This window comes from Streptomyces griseus subsp. griseus, assembly GCF_003610995.1.
Classification (GTDB): domain Bacteria; phylum Actinomycetota; class Actinomycetes; order Streptomycetales; family Streptomycetaceae; genus Streptomyces.
On sequence record NZ_CP032543.1, the window covers coordinates 5,726,207 to 5,744,945 of the forward strand.

16 protein-coding genes and 4 pseudogenes are annotated in these 18,739 nt (G+C 71.3%); 9 read left to right on the plus strand and 11 right to left on the minus strand.

The annotated features are described in order from the left end of the window. Positions 1–162 precede the first annotated feature (162 nt). Positions 163–1,293, plus strand: a complete 1,131-nt coding sequence (gene recA / locus D6270_RS25900) for a recombinase RecA (RefSeq protein WP_109163267.1) — start codon at positions 163–165, stop codon at positions 1,291–1,293. A 3-nt stretch (positions 1,294–1,296) separates the two neighbouring features. Beyond that, positions 1,297–2,067: a recombination regulator RecX gene (recX, locus tag D6270_RS25905; protein WP_109163266.1), complete on the plus strand. Its 771-nt coding sequence runs from the start codon at positions 1,297–1,299 to the stop codon at positions 2,065–2,067. Positions 2,068–2,260: 193 nt separating this feature from the next. On the opposite strand, the gene D6270_RS25910 is transcribed toward recX, so the two are convergent. The 9 genes and pseudogenes from D6270_RS25910 to D6270_RS25945 all read right to left on the minus strand — a co-directional run bounded on the left by D6270_RS25910 (position 2,261) and on the right by D6270_RS25945 (position 9,719). After that, the gene (locus D6270_RS25910) at positions 2,261–2,926 is read right to left on the minus strand and encodes a DUF6197 family protein (protein WP_109163265.1); all 666 of its coding nucleotides are present in this window, start codon (positions 2,924–2,926) and stop codon (positions 2,261–2,263) included. A 189-nt stretch (positions 2,927–3,115) separates the two neighbouring features. Further along, entirely contained in the window at positions 3,116–3,535 is a 420-nt protein-coding gene (locus tag D6270_RS25915) for a rhodanese-like domain-containing protein (protein WP_109167270.1), read from the minus strand. Continuing rightward, positions 3,526–4,140: a cupin domain-containing protein gene (locus D6270_RS25920; RefSeq protein ID WP_109163264.1), complete on the minus strand. Its 615-nt coding sequence runs from the start codon at positions 4,138–4,140 to the stop codon at positions 3,526–3,528. The genes D6270_RS25915 and D6270_RS25920 overlap by 10 nt, the downstream gene beginning before the upstream one ends. A 73-nt stretch (positions 4,141–4,213) precedes the next feature. After that, on the minus strand, positions 4,214–4,300 hold the full coding sequence (locus tag D6270_RS34065; RefSeq protein WP_311307652.1) for a putative leader peptide: 87 nt from the start codon (positions 4,298–4,300) through the stop codon (positions 4,214–4,216). A gap of 32 nt (positions 4,301–4,332) precedes the next feature. Next, a pseudogene (locus tag D6270_RS25925) lies at positions 4,333–6,038 on the minus strand (FAD-dependent monooxygenase). A 166-nt stretch (positions 6,039–6,204) separates the two neighbouring features. After that, positions 6,205–7,158, minus strand: a complete 954-nt coding sequence (locus tag D6270_RS25930) for an amino acid ABC transporter permease (protein ID WP_109163262.1) — start codon at positions 7,156–7,158, stop codon at positions 6,205–6,207. Beyond that, positions 7,155–7,802, minus strand: coding sequence for an amino acid ABC transporter permease (locus D6270_RS25935; RefSeq protein WP_109163261.1), 648 nt, complete (start codon positions 7,800–7,802; stop codon positions 7,155–7,157). Before D6270_RS25935 ends, D6270_RS25930 begins: the two co-directional genes overlap by 4 nt. A 154-nt stretch (positions 7,803–7,956) precedes the next feature. Next, positions 7,957–8,880 (minus strand): glutamate ABC transporter substrate-binding protein, encoded by a 924-nt coding sequence (locus D6270_RS25940; RefSeq protein ID WP_109163260.1) that lies wholly within the window; start codon positions 8,878–8,880, stop codon positions 7,957–7,959. 53 nt (positions 8,881–8,933) lie between these two features. Then, positions 8,934–9,719, minus strand: a complete 786-nt coding sequence (locus D6270_RS25945; protein ID WP_109163259.1) for an amino acid ABC transporter ATP-binding protein — start codon at positions 9,717–9,719, stop codon at positions 8,934–8,936. A 329-nt stretch (positions 9,720–10,048) separates the two neighbouring features. Here D6270_RS25945 and D6270_RS25950 point away from each other — a divergent pair, with 329 nt between their 5' ends. Continuing rightward, the gene (locus D6270_RS25950) at positions 10,049–10,741 is read left to right on the plus strand and encodes a response regulator transcription factor (protein ID WP_109163258.1); all 693 of its coding nucleotides are present in this window, start codon (positions 10,049–10,051) and stop codon (positions 10,739–10,741) included. An 18-nt stretch (positions 10,742–10,759) separates the two neighbouring features. Further along, a pseudogene (locus D6270_RS25955) lies at positions 10,760–12,155 on the plus strand (ATP-binding protein). A gap of 29 nt (positions 12,156–12,184) precedes the next feature. Here D6270_RS25955 and D6270_RS25960 read toward each other — a convergent pair. Then, positions 12,185–13,182 (minus strand): annotated as a pseudogene (locus D6270_RS25960) (TAXI family TRAP transporter solute-binding subunit). 89 nt (positions 13,183–13,271) lie between these two features. Between D6270_RS25960 and miaB the strand changes: the two are divergent. Together miaB and D6270_RS25970 are read left to right on the plus strand one after the other, a co-directional pair. Then, positions 13,272–14,795 carry a tRNA (N6-isopentenyl adenosine(37)-C2)-methylthiotransferase MiaB gene (miaB, locus tag D6270_RS25965; protein ID WP_109163255.1) on the plus strand — a complete coding sequence of 508 codons (1,524 nt, stop codon included), beginning with the start codon at positions 13,272–13,274 and terminating at the stop codon, positions 14,793–14,795. Positions 14,796–14,868: 73 nt separating this feature from the next. Further along, entirely contained in the window at positions 14,869–15,582 is a 714-nt protein-coding gene (locus D6270_RS25970; RefSeq protein WP_109163254.1) for a class III extradiol dioxygenase subunit B-like domain-containing protein, read from the plus strand. Between the two features lie 108 nt (positions 15,583–15,690). Here D6270_RS25970 and D6270_RS25975 read toward each other — a convergent pair whose 3' ends face one another. Further along, complete coding sequence (locus D6270_RS25975; protein ID WP_109163253.1) at positions 15,691–15,957, minus strand: antitoxin; 267 nt, start codon at positions 15,955–15,957, stop codon at positions 15,691–15,693. Positions 15,958–16,128: 171 nt separating this feature from the next. Between D6270_RS25975 and miaA the strand changes: the two genes are divergently transcribed. The 3 genes and pseudogenes from miaA to dapF all read left to right on the plus strand — a co-directional run bounded on the left by miaA (position 16,129) and on the right by dapF (position 18,543). Further along, positions 16,129–17,067, plus strand: coding sequence for a tRNA (adenosine(37)-N6)-dimethylallyltransferase MiaA (gene miaA, locus D6270_RS25980; protein ID WP_109163252.1), 939 nt, complete (start codon positions 16,129–16,131; stop codon positions 17,065–17,067). A gap of 107 nt (positions 17,068–17,174) precedes the next feature. After that, a pseudogene (locus D6270_RS25985) lies at positions 17,175–17,614 on the plus strand (hypothetical protein). Positions 17,615–17,670: 56 nt separating this feature from the next. Continuing rightward, the gene (gene dapF, locus D6270_RS25990) at positions 17,671–18,543 is read left to right on the plus strand and encodes a diaminopimelate epimerase (protein ID WP_109163251.1); all 873 of its coding nucleotides are present in this window, start codon (positions 17,671–17,673) and stop codon (positions 18,541–18,543) included. Positions 18,544–18,739 lie beyond the last annotated feature (196 nt).

Sequence of the window (18,739 nt, forward strand, 5' to 3'; positions counted from 1 at the left end):
CACCAAAATCGAACATCCATTCTCATGGATTTCGGCCGGGTTTTTCCGGGGCCCGACCGTGGAGTTGTCCACAGGCCGGGAGGACGTCGAGGCCCATTGTCAGTGGCAGGGGTTAGCGTCTTTGACGTGAAGCGATCGACTCAAGCAAATCGGGTGGAACCCATGGCAGGAACCGACCGCGAGAAGGCGCTGGACGCCGCACTCGCACAGATTGAACGACAGTTCGGCAAGGGCGCGGTGATGCGCCTCGGTGAGCGGCCCAACGAGCCCATCGAGGTGATCCCCACGGGATCGACGGCCCTGGACGTGGCGCTGGGCGTCGGCGGTCTGCCGCGTGGCCGTGTGGTGGAGGTGTACGGGCCGGAGTCCTCCGGTAAGACGACGCTGACGCTGCACGCCGTGGCGAACGCGCAGAAGCTCGGCGGTTCGGTGGCGTTCATCGACGCCGAGCACGCGCTGGACCCGGAGTACGCCAAGAAGCTCGGCGTGGACATCGACAGCCTCATCCTGTCCCAGCCGGACAACGGTGAGCAGGCGCTGGAGATCGTCGACATGCTGGTCCGCTCCGGTGCCCTGGACCTGATCGTGATCGACTCCGTCGCGGCCCTGGTGCCCCGTGCGGAGATCGAGGGCGAGATGGGTGACTCGCACGTGGGTCTCCAGGCCCGTCTGATGAGCCAGGCCCTCCGTAAGATCACCAGCGCGCTCAACCAGTCGAAGACGACGGCGATCTTCATCAACCAGCTGCGCGAGAAGATCGGGGTGATGTTCGGTTCGCCGGAGACCACGACCGGTGGCCGGGCGCTGAAGTTCTACGCGTCGGTGCGTCTGGACATCCGGCGGATCGAGACGCTGAAGGACGGGACCGACGCGGTCGGCAACCGGACCCGGGTCAAGGTCGTCAAGAACAAGGTGGCGCCGCCGTTCAAGCAGGCGGAGTTCGACATCCTCTACGGGCAGGGCATCAGCCGTGAGGGCGGGCTGATCGACATGGGCGTGGAGCACGGCTTCGTCCGCAAGGCCGGCGCCTGGTACACGTACGAGGGCGACCAGCTCGGCCAGGGCAAGGAGAACGCCCGCAACTTCCTCAAGGACAACCCCGACCTCGCCAACGAGATCGAGAAGAAGATCCTCGAGAAGCTCGGCGTCGGCGTCCGGCCGGAGGCCGAGCCCACCGAGCCCGGTGCGGAAGGAGCGGCGGCCGCGGGGGCGACGGCGGAGGGTGCGGCGAAGCCGGTGACCGCTGCGGCCACCAAGGCGAAGCCGGCCAAGACCGCGGCGGCCAAGAGCTAGGCCGTGACACGTCGTACGGAGTGGCCGGGAGGCCCCGCCGAGCCCGGAGACGGCCCCGAATTCGCCGGCGGACCCACCGACGGGTCCGCCTACGAGCCGGGGACCGGTCGCGGGGGGCGGTCCGGGCGCCGCTCACACGGGGGAGCGGACGCGGGGGCCGGGTTCGGCGAAGGCGCGGGCCGCCGTGCCCGCTCCACCACCAGGAGCAGCGGCTCCCCTTCCTCGTCGAGGGCCGAGCAGGGGGAGCCGCGTGACCGGCGGGACAAGGGGGAGCCGCGGGACCCGGTGGAGCAGGCGCGCAACATCTGTCTGCGCCTGCTCACCGGGACGCCGAGAACGCGCAAGCAGCTCGCGGACGCCCTGCGTAAGCGGGAGATCCCGGACGAGGCTGCCGAGGAAGTCCTCGCACGCTTCGAGGACGTCGGGCTGATCGACGACGCGGCCTTCGCCGGGGCATGGGTGGAGTCCCGGCACCACGGCCGGGGGCTCGCGCGCCGCGCCCTCGTCCGTGAGCTGCGGACGAAGGGCGTGGACTCCGCCGTGATCGACGAGGCGGTCGGCCGACTCGACACCGACCAGGAGGAGGAGCGGGCCCGGGAGCTGGTGGCCCGCAAGCTCCGCTCCACCCGGGGCCTGGACCGCGACAAGCGGCTCCGCCGCCTCGCGGGCATGCTCGCCCGCAAGGGGTACGGGGAGGGCATGGCCCTGCGGGTGGTGCGCCAGGCGCTGGAGGAGGAGGGCGAGGACACGGAGGGGCTGGACGAGCCGTTCTGAGAAGGCTTGCTGGTCTGGGAGGTCCTCTTGATCTGCAAGGACTGTCTGCGAGGACCGTCTGCAAGGACTGTCTGCGAGGACTGTCTGAGGGGAGCGGCCGTTCTGCGGGGGAGAGTGGGAGCAGCCGTTCCGTGGAGAGCGGGGGACGGAGGCAGGTCTGAGGAATCCGGGGGACGGAGGGTCCGCCGGGCCGTCAGTGTCCGGCGGCGGCTGCTCTGCGTGCGGCCGCGTCGACCAGGGCCAGCGCGTCCGCGGCGGTGCGGCCCGGCGCGCGGTTCCATGGGCCGATCAGCCCGGGCCACCCCTGGGCGCGGAGCTCGGTGATCAGCCAGGCGCCGGCCCGGTTCACGGTGGCGGGGGAGCCGTAGCCGAGCCGGTGCGCGGTGAGCAGCGCGCCACAGACGCAGCGGGCCCCACGGGCGTTGCGCAGCCGGTACGGCGTGTTCTGCCAGCCCCACTCGGCCAGGATCTGCCGTGCGTAGCCGAGGTGGACGGAGGGCCGCAGGTCTCCCTGCCCGACCCGCCGCCAGCCATGGACGCGATCGGGCAGGACCGCCCCCAGCCGGCCGGGGAGCGGACGCTCAGGTGGAGGCGCCGCCGGCAGTGTCCGCAACGCGTCGTCGATGAGCTGGTCGACGGGGACGGAGAGCAGGCCCCGCCAGTCCAAAGGCGGCCGGCCGGGTGTCTGTTCCGGTGCCGAGGGCTGTGCGTGGCCCGGTTCCGTACGCTCCGCCGGGGGCGGCCCGGGTTCGGGGGCGGTGAGTTCCCACCCCGCGACGATGCTCTGCCACGCCTGGGTGTCGTGCAGTTGTGCCGCCTGGGCGTCCAGCTGGTCGGGAGTGAGAACAGGGTTCGCCATAAGTGCGTCATCTCCGTACATTTCGCCTCTGTCTGAAGCGAATGTCGGTCGCGCACGGCGATGGCTCTACCGGAGTGTGGCGTTCGGGTGTGTCTCTCCCGTTCAGAAACGGGTGTGTCTGTCCCGTTCAGAAAAGGGAGGGGCGGCCACGTCACGCCCGTGGCCGCCCCCTCCCTCACCGGCTCGGCATCAGCCGTCGGCGGCGCCCGGGGTCACCGGGAGGCCGGCCGCACGCCAGGCCTGGAAGCCGCCGATGAGATCGGTGGAGCGGTGCAGCCCGAGTTGGCGCAGCGACGCCACCGCGAGGCTGGACGCGTACCCCTCGTTGCAGATGACGACGACCGGGAGGTCGTGGCTCACCGCCTCGGCGGCGCGGTGGCTGCCCTGCGGGTCGAGGCGCCACTCCAGTTCGTTGCGCTCCACGACCAGCGCACCCGGGATGAGCCCGTCCCGCTCGCGGAGGGCCGCGTACCGGATGTCCACCAGCAGCGCCCCGTCCGTCGCCGCCGCTGCCGCCTCCTGCGGGCCGATCCGCTCGTAGCCGGTCCGGACCCGCTCCAGCAGCTCGTCGATGCCCACGCGCTCGGGCCCGTCGGCGCTCACTGCCAGTCCTCCGGGCGCTCGGTCTGCTCCAGCCGGAGCACCGCCCCGGTGCGGCTGAACCGGCGGATCCTCGGCAGGGGCGGGTAATAGGCGTGGACGGAGACGGCATGCACGCTGTCGGACTCGTTGAGCACCTCGTGCACGTGGTTCTGGCCGAAGGCCCGCCCCTGACCGGCCGCCAGCTCCCGTGACCGGTCCACCCCCTCGTTCAGCTCCAGGGTCTTCCAGCCGTCGGTCGGCAGCCGGACGGCGAGCGAGTGCTCCTTGAGGGTGCCGGACGCGGTGGTGAAGGCACCGACCGAGTCGGCGTGGTCGTGCCAGCCCGTTCCGGCCCCCGGCGGCCAGCCGATCAGCCAGGCCTCGCTGCCACCGGGCCCGTCGAGCCGGACCCAGGTGCGGCCCTCCGGATCGAGGGGCAGCGAGGCGATGAGCGCCGCGTCCTCGGCGGTGCGGCGTACGAAGTCGAGGAGCTCCGCGGCGGTGGGGCGGGCGGAGACGGCACGGGCCGACCCGACCCGCGCGGAAACAGCCGGTGCGGCGGGAGCCACCGGAGCGGTGGCGGGGGAGGGTACGGAAGCAGCCGTGGGCACGGCAGGGGAGAGGGAAGACACAGGGACCGTCCTGAGAGTTCGCGCGAGGACCCGGCCGTGCGGAGAGCGGCACGGACCGGCAGGAGAGGGCGATTCAGCAGGACGGGCGACACACGCAGCCCGCGTAACGGAGGAGGTCCATATGGACCCTCCGCCACAGGCGCACATCGGTGTCGGTCATGATCTGGAGTACACCATGTGCGCCCGTGACGGTCAATTGATCCTGGCGGTCCGCTCGGCGTGAACCGGGTCGCGGGGCCCGGGCGCGCGCGCCGCCCCGCGCTCGTCGTCGTCGCTCTCCGCGCCCCCGGCCCCCGGTGCCCCGCCCAGCGTCGCCAGCGCGGCGGCCAGCAGGTCGGCAGGCCGTACACCGGCGAAGGCGGCGACCAGGTGTCCGTCGGGCCGCACCAGCAGGACGGTATGGGCCGAGGCGCCCGGATAACTCTCCGCGACCAGCAGCTCCGCCGTGGACGGCAGCGCCTCCACCGCCTCCACGAGGCGCGGCATGATGCCGGCGGTCAGCCAGTGCCGCCGGTCCCACACCCCGGTGCCGGGCGCCACCAGGATCACCAGGGGTGTTCCTGCCCAAGCCGCTCCCGGAGCCGTACCGCCGTCCCGTCCGGTGCCGTGACCCGTACATCGGCGACCGGCGCACCGGGGGGCGTACCCACTGCGGTGTGCGCCTCGGCGTGCGGTGGTGCAAGGGGGGAGTGCGTGTACGAAGGGGGCGCACCGAGCGCTCCGCGGCCCAGATGGCCGTCGGCGAGCAGGGTGTCATGGCCCCGGGCCGCTCCCGGTACCAGCGTCCGCAGCCCACCGCCGCCCCGCAGTATCGGCAGGGACTGGTCGGCGGCGCGGAGCCGGGCGGCGACGGCGGCCCGGCGTTCGGCCTGGTAGCTGTCGAGGAGCGGCCCGGCGCCGCCGTGGTGCCAGGCGTGGGCGAGCTTCCACGCCAGGTTCTCGGCGTCCCGGATCCCCTCGTCCAGCCCCTGGGTGCCGAGCGCCCCCAGCAGATGCGCCGCGTCCCCGGCCAGGAACGCCCGCTGTACCCGCCACCGCCGGGCGAGGCGGTGGTGGAGCGTGTGGACGCCGGTGTCCAGCAGCTCGTACGGCGGGGTCTCGCCGCACCAGCCGGCCAGGGTGTCCCGGATGCGGGTGATCAGGGCGTCCGGGGTGACCAGTTCGCCACGCGGGGGGAGCAGCCAGTCCAGCCGCCAGACCCCGTCCGGCAGCGGCCGTGCGCTGATCTCTCCGCCTCCGTTGCGCCACGGCGGCTGCCGGTGCAGCACGGCCTCGCCGGGCCAGGGCAGTTCGGCCCGGAGTGCGGCGACGGCGTGCCGCTCCACCGCCGTACGGCCGGGAAACCTGATGTCCAGGAGCTTGCGCACGGTCGACCGGGCGCCGTCGCAGCCGACCAGATAGCTCCCGCGCCACCAGGTCGAACCAGGTCCCTTGGTGTGCACCGTGACGCCGTCGCGGTCCTGCTCCAGGGTGTCGAGGCGGCTCAGGGGCACCAGCTCCACCAGAGGCGCCGCCGCGACCGCCGCGCGCAGGACGGAGGCCAGTGCGTGCTGCGGAACGTGAAGAGGGGCCGGGAGAAGCGTTACGTCCTCGTCACCGGAGTCGGCGAAGCCACCGGAGCCGCCGCGCTCCGCCTCCATCGGCACCTCGCGGACCGGCTGTTTCCGGCGCATCAGGCGCCACCCGCTCCACCGCAGCCCGTCCTTCTCCAGGTGGGCGGCGCCGAGGCGCTCCAGCAGGTCAGCGGTGTCCTCACGCAGCACGACCGTGCGGGCGAGACGTACTTCCTCCGTGCCGGGGCCCTCGTCCAGGAGCACGCACGGGACACCCTGGGCGGCGAGGGCCAGCGACAGCGTCAGACCGACGGGTCCGGCGCCGACGACGATCACCGGGTCCACGGCGCGTCTCCTCCGGCCCGTACGGTCATGCGGAACGTGGCAGTGGAAGCCGGGTGCGTGATCACAGAACGTATGCAACCCATTGGGGATGCTTGCGTCAAGTGACCGAGGCAGCGACGCGTGCGCCGCTGCCTCGAATGCTTCTGCCGACCGGAGTGGCGGGTCGTCAGTTGTTCGTCACTCCGCCCCCACCGGCACCGTCGGTTCCGGTGCCTGCGCCCCCTGCGCCCCCCGCGTCCGGGCCGGGGGTGCCGAACGTGCCGGCCGTCGCGTCGATGGTTCCGGGGGCCTGGACGGCCGGCGCCACCGCGATGCCGTTCTTGGCGCGGCGGCCGCGCTTCTCGATCCAGGTCGCCAGCGACGAGAGCAGCAGACACAGCGCGATGTAGATCGTGCCGATGACGGTGATCGTCGAGACGTACGGGTACTGCTCGTTCACCAGCGTGTTGGAGGCGATCAGCCGCGCGGTCTGGAGCAGCTCCGGGTACAGGATGATGAAGCCGAGCGAGGTGTCCTTGAGGGTCACCACGAGCTGGCTGATGATCGTCGGCAGCATGGACCGCACGGCCTGCGGCATCAGGACGGTGACCATGACCTGGGTCTTGCGCATGCCGAGCGCGTACGCGGCCTCGCTCTGTCCCCGGGGAACGGCGTTGACGCCGGCGCGCAGCACCTCGGCCTGGACACAGCCGTTGTAGATGGACAGGCCCGCCGCCAGCGCCCACATCGAGTAGTCGGTGAGGAAGCCGACCCAGATGGCGTAGATCGTGATCAGCAGCGGCAGCGAGCGGAACAACTCGATGAAGGTGGTCGCCGCCCAGCGGACCGGCTTGTGGTCGGAGAGGCGCCCCACCGCGAGCAGGACACCCAGCACGAGCGACCCGACCGCGGCCAGGCCGAACGCCTTGAGGGTGGCGATGAGGGCGTCGGCGATGTTCTGCCGGATGCCCGCGTAGTTGAAGATGTCCCACATCTCGGGGGCCAGATGGCCCTTGTCGGCGAGCCGCAGCAGGCTGATGCCGATCAGCGCGGCGATGGCGAGCGTGCCGATGACGGCGTACAGACGGTTGCGGACGAGGGCCTTGGGACCCGGGGCGTCGTAGAGAACGCTGGCGCTCATCGGGCGACCTCCATGCGACGCTCCAGCAGCCGGAAGAGGCCGCTGATGGTAAACGTGACGACCAGGTAGCCGAGGGCCACCCAGATGAAGACGGGGACGATGTCGTACCCACGGTCGCTCATCAGCTTCTGCCAGCCGAAGAGCTCGGTGACGCTGAAGGCACCGGCGATCGCGGAGTTCTTGGTGAGCGCGATGAAGATGCTGCTCATCGGGGCGATGACGGTCCTCGTGGCCTGGGGGAGCACCACGATGCGCAGGGTCTGGGCGAACGTCATGCCGATCGAACGCGCGGCCTCGGCCTGTCCCAGCGGCACGGTGTTGATGCCGGAGCGGACCGCCTCGCAGACGAACGAGGAGGTGTAGAAGCCGAGGGCCAGCGAGCCGAGCACGAAGGGGCTCATCCCCGGGAAGAGGATCTCCGGGACGACGAAGAAGAAGATCAGGAAGAGCAGCGTCAGCGGGGTGTTGCGCATCAGCGTCACCCAGGCGGTGCCGAAGTACCGCAGCGGTGGCACCGGCGAGACCCGGAACCCGGCGATGACCACACCGAGCACCAGGGCGATAACCGAGCTGATGGCGGTGATCGACACGGTTCCTATGAAGCCGTCGCGGAACTCTGGAAAATTGTCGAGCAGTACGTTCATGAGGTCTCCGCGTCGGCGGTCAGCGGCATCAGGGCAGGGGAAGTGGCGCCCCGTACGGCCGCCGGCCCCACAGAGGCGGCGGGCGTACGGGACGCCTCAAGTCACACGCGGTGTCTCGGTGACGGGGCGTCGGCCGTGGGACGGCCGGGCGGCGTCAGTAGCGCTCGAGCGCCGGCGGCTCGACGTAGTCCGAACCGGACAGGCCCAGGGTGGCCTCGTAGATCTTCTTGTACGTGCCGTCCTTGACGTGCTTCTCCAGCGAGTCGGTGATGGCCTCGCGCAGCACCTTGTCGTCCTTGTTCAGGCCGACACCGTAGGGCTCGCTGGTGAAGGGCTGGCCGACGACCTTGAGCTTGCCGGAGTTGGCGGCCGCGTAACCCTTGAGGATCGAGTCGTCCGTGGTGACGGCGTCGACCTGCTTGGTCAGCAACTGCTGCACGCAGTCGGAGTACTTGGCCAGCTCGACGACGCTCGCGCCGTACTCCGGCTTCTTGATCTCCTGGAGCGGTGTGGAACCGACGATCGAGCAGACCTTCTTGCCCTTCACCGACTCCTTGCCCTTGATGGAGTCGTCGTCCTTGCGGACCAGGAGATCGGCGCCGGCCTTGTAGTAAGGACCGGCGAACCCGACCTGCTTCTTGCGCTCGTCGTTGATCGTGTACGTGCCGACGTAGTAGTCGACCTGGCCCTTGGAGATGGCCGTCTCACGGATGCCGGAGTCGACCGTCTTCCACTCGATCTGCTTCTCCGAGAAGCCGAGGTCCGCCGCGATCATCCGGGCGAGCTCGATGTCGAAGCCCGAGCGCTCCTTGGTCGACTGGTCCTCGAAGCCGAGATAGGGCTGGTCGGCCTTGGCGCCGATGATCAGCTTGCCGCGCTCCTTGGCCTTCTTGAAGACCGGCGAGTCCAGCGCGACGTCCTTGGCGACCTCGTACTTGGGCAGCTCGGGGGCCTCGGAGGAACCGGGCTTGGTGCCGCCCGGCTTGTCACCGGCGGAACCCTCCTTGCCACCACACGCGGTCGCGGTCAGGGCGAGGACGGCGATGGCCGCGACGGCGGCCGACTTGCGGAGCTTCATGTGAGTTTTCCTTATGCCGTAGGGCGTTGTCGTCGGTCGTCAGTCGTCGGTCGTCAGTGGTGCAGGATCTTCGACAGGAAGTCCTTGGCCCGGTCGCTGCGCGGGTTGCTGAAGAACTGCTCGGGCGTTGCCTCTTCGACGATCTTTCCGTCCGCCATGAACACCACGCGGTTGGCGGCGGAGCGGGCGAAGCCCATCTCGTGGGTGACGACGATCATCGTCATCCCGTCCCGGGCCAGCTGCTGCATGACTTCGAGGACCTCGTTGATCATCTCCGGGTCGAGAGCCGACGTCGGCTCGTCGAAGAGCATGACCTTCGGATCCATCGCCAACGCCCGCGCGATCGCGACGCGTTGCTGCTGGCCACCGGAGAGCTGCGCCGGGTACTTGTCGGCCTGTACGCCGACACCCACCCGGTCCAGAAGGGTCCGGGCCTTCTCCTCGGCGGCCTTCTTGTCGGCCTTGCGGACCTTGGTCTGGCCCAGCACGACGTTCTCCAGCACCGTCTTGTGCGCGAAGAGATTGAACGACTGGAAGACCATGCCCACGTCGGCGCGCAGCCGCGCCAGCTCCTTGCCCTCCTGGGGCAGGGGCTTGCCGTCGATCGAGATCGCACCCGAATCGATCGTCTCCAAGCGGTTGATCGTGCGGCACAGCGTGGACTTCCCGGACCCGGAGGGCCCGATGACGACCACGACTTCGCCACGGGCGATCGTCAGGTCGATGTCCTGGAGCACATGCAGCGCGCCGAAGTGCTTGTTGACGTCGCTCAGTACGACAAGGTCGTCGCCCGCGGGCGCGGCTTCCTCGGCGGCCTTGGTCACTGAAACTCCGCTCATCGGCTTCTTGCTCCGTCCTCCTCGGGTGGCAAGGACACTAATGACGTGGTGCGACCAGCGTCATTACATCTGAGCGGAAATTGAGCATAACGATCGTGCGGCAACCGGACACTCCGCGTGAAGGGGACGCCACGCGCTGCTGCGGGGCGTACCGGGTGCATAACGGAAACCCCGCTGTAACCGGCAACCTCTTGACTGGCATACCCGTCATCGGAGTGGATGCCCTGTGCGGTGGAAGAACGTGAAGCGCCGCTGAACGGAAAGTTTCGGCCGGACCCCGAAGACCGGGGGAGGCGGCCCGAAGATGGAGCGAGACGGAGAGGAGGGCCATGAGACTGCTGCTCGTCGAGGACGACGACCATGTCGCGGCGGCCCTGTCCGCCGTGCTCGCCCGGCACGGGTTCCAGGTCGTGCACGCCCGCAACGGCGAGGAGGCCCTGCGCGCGCTGCTGCCCGCGGAGAAGGAGCCCTTCGGGGTCATCCTCCTCGACCTCGGCCTGCCCGACCAGGACGGCTACGAGGTCTGCGGCAAGATCCGCAAGCGCACCGCCACCCCGGTGATCATGGTGACCGCCCGCGCCGACGTCCGCTCGCGCATCCACGGACTCAACCTCGGCGCCGACGACTACGTCACCAAGCCCTACGACACCGGCGAGCTGCTCGCCCGTATCCACGCGGTCGCCCGGCGCACCACCAGCGGCGAGGACACCGCCCCGACGCCGGTCGCCGCCCTGCGCCTGGGGTCCGTCGCGATCGAGCTGCCCACCCGCCGCGTCAGCGTCGACGGCGCCGAAGTCCAGCTCACCCGCAAGGAGTTCGACCTCCTGGCCCTCCTCGCCCAGCGGCCCGGCGTGGTCTTCCGCCGCGAGCAGATCATCAGCGAGGTCTGGCGCACCAGTTGGGAGGGGACCGGTCGCACCCTGGAGGTGCACGTGGCCTCGCTGCGCTCCAAGCTGCGGCTGCCCGCCCTCATCGAGACCGTGCGGGGCGTCGGCTACCGGCTCGTCGCGCCGTCCGCGTAACGGGCCGGTACCTCCCCGGTGCGCACCCGTCTCCTTCCGCTGCTCATCACCCTCATGGCGGCCGTCCTGCTCACCCTCGGCTTCCCGCTCGCGGTGAGCGTCGCCGCCGCCGAGCAGCAGCGCCTGGTCATCGACCGGATCGACGACACCGCCCGCTTCGCCGCCCTCGCCCAGCCCATCACCGACACCGTCCCGGCCTACGACGAGCGCCGGATGACACTCGCCACCGACCTGGAGGTCTACGCCTCCGTGTACGGGATCCGGGCCGGCGTCTTCTACCGCAATGACCTGGCCCTGGCGAAGGCCCCGGGCAACTGGAGGCTGCCGCCGAGGGGGAGGGGCGCACCGCCTTCAACGAGGCGCTGCTCGGCCGCCGTTCGCACGACCCCCGCAGGTCTGGCCCTGGCAGGACGGCCGGGTCGTCGTCGCCTCGCCCGTCGTACGCGACGGAGATGTCGTCGCCGTGGTCGTCATCGACTCGCCCACCGACGAGATGCGCTCCCGGATCCTGCGGACCTGGGCGCTGATCGGGCTCGGCGAGGCCCTCGCCATGCTGGTCGCCGTCGGCGCCGCCGTCCGGCTCACCGGCTGGGTGCTGCTGCCGGTCCGGGTCCTGGACGCGGCCACCCACGACATCGCCGTCGGCCGGATGCGCTCCCGGGTCGCCGCCTCGGGCGGACCGCCGGAGCTGAGACGGCTGGCCCGGTCCTTCAACGAGATGGCCGACAACGTCGAGGACGTACTGGAACAGCAGCGCGCCTTCGTCGCCGACGCCTCGCACCAGCTGCGCAACCCGCTCGCCGCGCTGCTCCTGCGCATCGAACTCCTCGCCCTGGAGCTGCCCGACGGCAACGCGGAGATCGCCGCCGTACGCACCGAGGGCAAGCGGCTGGGCCGGGTCCTGGACGACCTCCTCGACCTGGCCCTGGCGGAACACGCCGAGGCGGACCTCCAGCTGACCGACATCGTCCCGCTCACCGCCGAGCGCGTCGCCTCCTGGCGCCCGATGGCGGACGAGAAGGGCGTGCGCCTCGTCCAGGACGGGGCCCCGGCCGCCACCGCCTGGGCCGACCCGGTGGCCCTCTCCAGCGCACTGGACGCGGTCATCGACAACGCCCTGAAGTTCACCCCGGCCGGTCAGGAGGTACGGGTCACGGTCACCCCGGGAACCACCGCGGTGACCGTCGTGGTCGCCGACCGGGGGCCCGGCCTCACCGAACAGGAGCTGGAGCGCGTCGGGGACCGCTTCTGGCGCTCCACCCGCCACCAGAACGTGAGCGGGTCGGGGCTCGGCCTCTCCATCTCCCGCGTGCTGCTCGCGGCGGGCGGCGGCTCCATCGCGTACGAGCACCACGAGCCGCACGGCCTGCGGGTCACCGTCTCGGTGCCGCGCGAACTGCCGCACACCCCCTGAGAGCCGCGCCCGCTACCGGTGGACCCGGCTCAGGGCTTGACCGAGCGGTAGTAACGTTTGGCGCCCTCGTGGACCGCCAGCGGGTCCGTGTAGATAGCCGTCCGCAGGTCCACCAGCTGCGCGGCGTGCACCTCGCGGCCGATCCGGTCCCGGCTGTTGATCACGGTACGGGTGAACGCCTCGGTCATGGCCGGATCCGTACGGTCCGTGGTGACGAGCAGGTTGGCGACGGCGACGGTCGGGACCGATACGCCGCGCTGGGCGAAGCGGTAGGCGTCGGCGGGCATCGTGGCCGACCGGTAGTAGCGGGCGGAGCCACCGTTCGACTGCAACTCCTTGATCAGGCTCTCCTCCAGTGGGACGAGCTTGATCGCGAACCGCTCCGAGAGTTCCTGCACCGCCCGGTCGGCAGCCCGCCGGACCAGAAGAAGGCGTCGAGATCACCGGAGACCAGCCGGTCCGGCATGGTGTTGATGCCCGCCGACACAGCGGTCAGATCCTGCTTCGGGTGGACGCCCGCCGCGCTCAGCAGCCGGTCCGCGACCAGCCGGACACCGGACCCCTCCTGGCCGACGCCGACCCTCTTGCCCCGCAGATCGGCGACGCTCCCGATGTCGGAGTCGCGCGGGACGACCAGCTGGACGTAGTCGTCGTAGAGCCGCACGCAGCCCCGCAGCAGATGGGCGCCGGGCCTGCCGGAGCGCAGATAGGTGGCCACGGCGTCGGCCGTGGCGATGGTGAAGTCCGCCTCACCCGTCGCCACCCGCGCGAGGTTCTGCTGGGAGCCCTCACTGGTGAGCAGCTTTATCGACACCTCGGGCATGTCCTTGGCAAGAGCGCCTTCCAGCCGTTCCCCGTACCGCTGGTAGACCCCGCTCGGCACCCCCGTGGAGAAGGTCAGCGACCCGCTCGGGGTCCGTTCGCCCAGAGGGAGGAGCCACCACGCGAGCAGCCCGAGCACGACCGCGAGCACGGCGCCCGTCTGGAGGGCGCGGCGTCGGCCGAATCGGGACAGAGCGTGGAGCATGCGGGCGATCCTGCCAGCTCACCGCCCCCCTGACCAGGCCCTGCCGGGCAGGGACGAAGGCGCGCCCGGCAACCGCCTACCCTGGTCACATGAGCAGCGGCAACCGGAGCGAAGAAGCAGTGGACGTCCAGAAGAGCTACGAGGTGCGCACCTACGGGTGCCAGATGAACGTCCACGACTCCGAACGGCTGTCGGGCCTCCTGGAGGACGCCGGTTACGTACGGGCCCCGGAGGGCGCCGACGGCGACGCCGACGTCGTCGTCTTCAACACCTGCGCGGTCCGGGAGAACGCCGACAACAAGCTCTACGGCAACCTCGGCCGGCTCGCCCCGATGAAGACCAAGCGCCCCGGGATGCAGATCGCCGTCGGCGGCTGCCTCGCCCAGAAGGACCGCGACACCATCGTCAAGCGGGCCCCCTGGGTCGACGTCGTCTTCGGTACGCACAACATCGGCAAGCTGCCCGTGCTGCTGGAGCGCGCCCGGATCCAGGAGGAGGCGCAGATCGAGATCGCCGAATCCCTGGAGGCCTTCCCCTCCACGCTCCCCACCCGCCGCGAGTCCGCCTACGCCGCGTGGGTCTCCATCTCCGTCGGCTGCAACAACACCTGCACCTTCTGCATCGTCCCGGCGCTGCGCGGCAAGGAGAAGGACCGCCGCACCGGCGACATCCTGGCCGAGATCGAGGCCCTGGTCGCCGAGGGCGTGTCCGAGATCACCCTGCTCGGCCAGAACGTCAACGCGTACGGCTCCGACATCGGCGACCGCGAGGCCTTCTCCAAGCTGCTGCGCGCCTGCGGGAAGATCGACGGCCTGGAGCGCGTCCGCTTCACCTCGCCGCACCCCCGCGACTTCACCGACGACGTCATCGCCGCCATGGCCGAGACGCCCAACGTCATGCCGCAGCTCCACATGCCGATGCAGTCCGGCTCGGACCGCGTCCTGAAGGCGATGCGTCGCTCCTACCGCCAGGAGCGCTTCCTCGGCATCATCGAGAAGGTGCGCGCCGCGATGCCGGACGCCGCCATCTCCACCGACATCATCGTGGGCTTCCCCGGCGAGACCGAGGAGGACTTCGAGCAGACGATGCACGCGGTCCGCGAGGCCCGTTTCGCCAACGCGTTCACCTTCCAGTACTCCAAGCGCCCCGGGACCCCGGCCGCCGACATGGACGGCCAGATCCCCAAGGAGGTCGTGCAGGAGCGGTACATGCGCCTGTCCGCCCTCCAGGAGCAGATCTCCTGGGACGAGAACAAGAAGCAGGTCGGCCGCACCCTGGAGGTCATGGTCGCCGAGGGCGAGGGCCGCAAGGACGGCGCCACCCACCGCCTCTCCGGCCGCGCCCCCGACAACCGCCTCGTCCACTTCACCAAGCCCGACCAGGACGTGCGCCCCGGCGACGTGGTGACCGTGGAGATCACCTACGCCGCCCCGCACCACCTGCTCGCCGAGGGCACCCCGCTCGCGGTACGGGCCACCCGCGCGGGCGACGCCTGGGAGAAGCGCACGACGGCCGTCGCCGCCAAGCCGGCCGGGGTGATGCTGGGCCTCCCGTCCATCGGCGCCCCGGACCCACTGCCGGCCACCGCCGCCCCGGCTTGCGGGATCGGCTGACGGCTCCGGCCGACGGCTTCGGCCGACCGGTCCGTACGAGGGGTCACACGCCCCGGCAAGTACGCTGACCGGCATGCTTGTCGCCGCCGCCGTGTGCCCCTGTCCGCCGCTCCTGGTGCCCGAGGTCGCCGCCGGGGCCGCCCCCGAACTCGACAGCGCGCGCGCCGCCTGCCTCGACGCCGTAGGGGTCCTCACCGCCTCCCGCCCCGACCTGCTCGTGGTCGTGGGTCCGGCGGACGGCCGGACCGCCGGGGTCTACCCGGCGGGCGCCCACGGCTCCTTCCGAGGCTTCGGCGTCGCCCTCGACGTCACTCTGGGCGGGCCCGACCCGGCACCGCGGGCAGAACCGCTGCCGGACTCCCTCGCCGTCGGTGCCTGGCTGCTGGACCGGGCCCGCTGGGCGGGCGCACCGGTCGAGGGGCTCGTGGTGGACGGGCGCGGCCCCGCCGAGGGGTGTGTCCGGGCCGGACAGGAGCTGGCCGCCCGCGCCGACCGCGTCGCGCTCCTGGTGATGGGCGACGGCAGCGCCTGCCGCACCCTCAAGGCGCCCGGCTATCTCGACGAGCGGGCCGAGGCCTTCGACGCGCGGGCGACCGAGGCGCTGGGCTCCGCCGACCTCGCCGCACTCGACGCGCTGGACGAGACACTCGCGTACGAGCTGAAGGTGGCCGGCCGGGCCCCCTGGCAGCTGCTCAGCGGCGCCGCCCGGGGCGCGGGCCTCGGCGCCCGGCTGCTGTACGAGGACGCGCCCTACGGGGTGGGCTACACCGTCGCCGTCTGGTCCTGACCCGAGCGGACCGACGGCGGCACCGGAGAGATCCGGCCCGGTCCTGGACGCACCGACGGCGGCACCGGAAGAGATCCGGTGCCGCCGTCGGGGTCTGCCGCTGTCGGGTCAGGGAGCGGGCGGCGGAGGGGGAGGCGTGGTGCCGGGCGTGCCCGGGGTGCCGCCGTCCTTCTGGCCCAGCTTGTCCACGGCCTCCTTGGCCTTGCGCGTACCCGTGCCGATCTTGTCGGTGTACTTGCCCTTGGTCTTCTCGTCGACCGTGCGCGCGGCCTTGTCGAGGCCCTGCTCGATCTTGCCCCCGTGCTGCTGCGCGAGGTCGCTGACCTTGTCCTTGGCCGGCTCCAGCTTGGCCTTCAGGTTGTCCAGGAACCCCATTGGGTCACCTTCCGTGCAGTGAGGACGGTCTGCGGGAGTGCTCTCCCGCCTCCCATTGTCCGTCACCTGTCCCTTCCTGCCGACTTTACTCGCCCTTTAACGTTTCCCTGACGCCCTTCCACGCTTTCGGCGGTGTGCGGGAGGGCCTCGGAACTTTGGGAGACTGTCCCGGTGAACCGTCCCGCTTCAGCCCCCCGTGTCATCACCGTCGTCGGCCCCACCGCGGCCGGAAAATCCGATCTGGGGGTCTTCCTCGCCCGGGAGCTCGGCGGAGAGGTGGTCAACGCCGACTCCATGCAGCTCTACCGGGGGATGGACATCGGTACGGCGAAGATGACGCCGGCCGAGCGCGCGGGGGTCCCGCACCACCTGCTGGACATCTGGGACGTCACCGAGGCCGCCAGCGTCGCCGAGTACCAGCGCCTGGCCCGGCTGGAGATCGACCGGCTGCTCGCCCAGGGCCGTACCCCGATCCTCGTCGGCGGCTCCGGGCTGTACGTGAAGGGCGCCATCGACGCCCTGGAGTTCCCCGGTACGGACCCCGAGGTGCGCGGCCGCCTCGAGGAGGAGCTGGCCGAGCGCGGCTCCGGCTTCCTGCACCAGCGGCTCGCCGCCGAGGACCCCGACGCCGCCCGGTCCATCCTCGCGAGCAACGGCCGCCGGATCGTCCGCGCCCTCGAAGTCATCGAGATCACCGGCAAGCCCTTCACCGCCAACCTCCCCGGTGACGAGCCGGTCTACGAGGCCGTGCAGATCGGCGTCGACGTGGAGCGCCCCGAGCTGGACGAGCGCATCGCCCGGCGCGTCGACCGGATGTGGGAGGCCGGCCTCGTCGACGAGGTACGCGCCCTGGAGGCGTCCGGGCTGCGCGAGGGGCTCACCGCCTCACGCGCGCTGGGCTACCAGCAGATCCTCGCGGCGCTCGCGGGGGAGTGCACCGAACAGGAGGCGCGCGCCGAGACCGTACGCGCCACCAAGCGCTTCGCGCGCCGGCAGGACTCCTGGTTCCGCCGCGACCCGCGCGTCCACTGGCTCGGCGGCGGACGCCGTGACCGGGAAGAACTCCCGCACCGGGCGCTGACGTTGATCGAACGAGCGGTCACAGCCTGATCACGTGATGGCATCGGGACGCTCCGCCCGTCAATTCGGCCCCCGTGATCGTGCCATCATCGAGCATCGATCCACCAGTGGAGTCCGAGTTGGGAGGGCGCGTGGCGATGGAGGCCGGCCCTCGCGACACGGAGCAGCACGACGTACCGCCGCCGCGGGAGATCGCGGGGCGGCTCAGTCCCGACGGGCCCGACGAGCAGGACGTGGCCCCGAGGTCGAGGTCGAGCTGCGGCCCGCCCGCAGGCTGCGGATCTGGCAGCTCGCGCCCATCATCATGCTGGCCGCCGTCGGCTCCCTGATGTTCGCCTTCCCGCTCGCCTTCGAGTTCGGTGACGGCGGTGCCGTGGTCGCCATGCTGGGGCTCCTGATCAGCTGCTGCGCGGCCGGCTGGGGCATGATGGCGGCCCGCCGCGTCGGCCACACCTGGCCCGGCCTGCCGGCCAGAGGCTCCGGCGACCGCCCCGACTGGCGGGTGATCGCCCTGTACGTCGTCATGGGCACCGGACTGGTCGCCCTCGCCGTCTGGCGCGTGGCCCGCCTGCGCTGACGCGCCCAGGGCCTCCGGCCTCGCGGAGTGTCGGCGGCGGCTCGTACAGTTGCTCTGTGAGCACTTCGCAGATCACCTTCCTCAAGGGTCACGGCACCGAGAACGACTTCGTGATCGTCCCCGACCCGGACAACGCCCTCGCGCTGCCCGCCTCCGTCGTCGCCCGGATCTGCGACCGCAGGGCCGGCATCGGCGGGGACGGCCTGCTCCACGTGGTCCGCTCCGCGGCCCACCTCGAGGCGCGGTCCATGGCCGCCGAGGCCGAGTGGTTCATGGACTACCGCAACGCCGACGGCTCGGTCGCCGAGATGTGCGGCAACGGGGTCCGCGTCTTCGCCCACCACCTCCAGCGCGAGGGGCTCGTCGAGGAGGGCGGCCTCGCCGTCGCCACCCGGGGCGGCGTCAAGCAGGTCCACATCGCCAAGGACGGCGACATCACCGTCTCCATGGGGCGCGCCCTGCTGCCCGAGGAGAGCGCCACGGTCGCCGTCGGGGAGCGCAGCTGGCCCTCCCGCAACGTCAACATGGGCAACCCGCACGCCGTCGCCTTCGTCGAGGACCTCGACCACGCCGGAGACCTGCTCTCCGCCCCGCCCGTCAGCCCCGCCGCGGTCTACCCCGAAGGCGTCAACGTCGAATTCGTCGTCGACCGGGGCCCGCGCCATGTCGCCATGCGCGTCCACGAGCGCGGCTCCGGCGAGACGCGCTCCTGCGGCACCGGCGCCTGCGCGGTGGCTGTGGCCACCGCCCGCCGGGACGGCACGGACCCGGCGGTGACCGGCCTCCCCGCGACGTACCGGGTGGACCTCCCCGGCGGCACCCTGACCATCACCGAGCACCCGGACGGTTCGGTCGACATGACCGGCGCCGCCGTGATCGTCGCCGAGGGCACCATCGACCCGGCCTGGCTGGAATCCGCCACGGACTGACCGGTAAGCGCTGCGCGCCGACCGGCCGACGGCCCCCGGCTCGAAACGGTGATCGGTCCGGGCTTCGCTCGAATGGGTGATCCGTTTCACGCTGGGCGAGAGCCGGTCTGCGCCGCGTGGTGGGGTCGATAGCATCAAGCACCGGCCCGGAGAGGCGTCCGCCTCTCCCCACCGCCGGTCGACGCTGCCGGAGGTG

Excerpts from the sequence above, each read along its gene's own strand:
- recA (WP_109163267.1), top strand. The coding sequence starts at position 163 with ATGGCAGGAACCGACCGCGAGAAGGCGCTGGACGCCGCACTCGCACAG.
- D6270_RS25950 (WP_109163258.1), top strand. The coding sequence starts at position 10,049 with ATGAGACTGCTGCTCGTCGAGGACGACGACCATGTCGCGGCGGCCCTG.
- D6270_RS25910 (WP_109163265.1), bottom strand. The coding sequence starts at position 2,926 with ATGGCGAACCCTGTTCTCACTCCCGACCAGCTGGACGCCCAGGCGGCA.
- D6270_RS25975 (WP_109163253.1), bottom strand. The coding sequence starts at position 15,957 with ATGGGGTTCCTGGACAACCTGAAGGCCAAGCTGGAGCCGGCCAAGGAC.
- miaB (WP_109163255.1), top strand. The coding sequence starts at position 13,272 with ATGAGCAGCGGCAACCGGAGCGAAGAAGCAGTGGACGTCCAGAAGAGC.
- D6270_RS25930 (WP_109163262.1), bottom strand. The coding sequence starts at position 7,158 with ATGAGCGCCAGCGTTCTCTACGACGCCCCGGGTCCCAAGGCCCTCGTC.
- D6270_RS25940 (WP_109163260.1), bottom strand. The coding sequence starts at position 8,880 with ATGAAGCTCCGCAAGTCGGCCGCCGTCGCGGCCATCGCCGTCCTCGCC.
- D6270_RS25935 (WP_109163261.1), bottom strand. The coding sequence starts at position 7,802 with ATGAACGTACTGCTCGACAATTTTCCAGAGTTCCGCGACGGCTTCATA.
- D6270_RS34065 (WP_311307652.1), bottom strand. The coding sequence starts at position 4,300 with ATGACCGACACCGATGTGCGCCTGTGGCGGAGGGTCCATATGGACCTC.
- D6270_RS25970 (WP_109163254.1), top strand. The coding sequence starts at position 14,869 with ATGCTTGTCGCCGCCGCCGTGTGCCCCTGTCCGCCGCTCCTGGTGCCC.
- D6270_RS25945 (WP_109163259.1), bottom strand. The coding sequence starts at position 9,719 with ATGAGCGGAGTTTCAGTGACCAAGGCCGCCGAGGAAGCCGCGCCCGCG.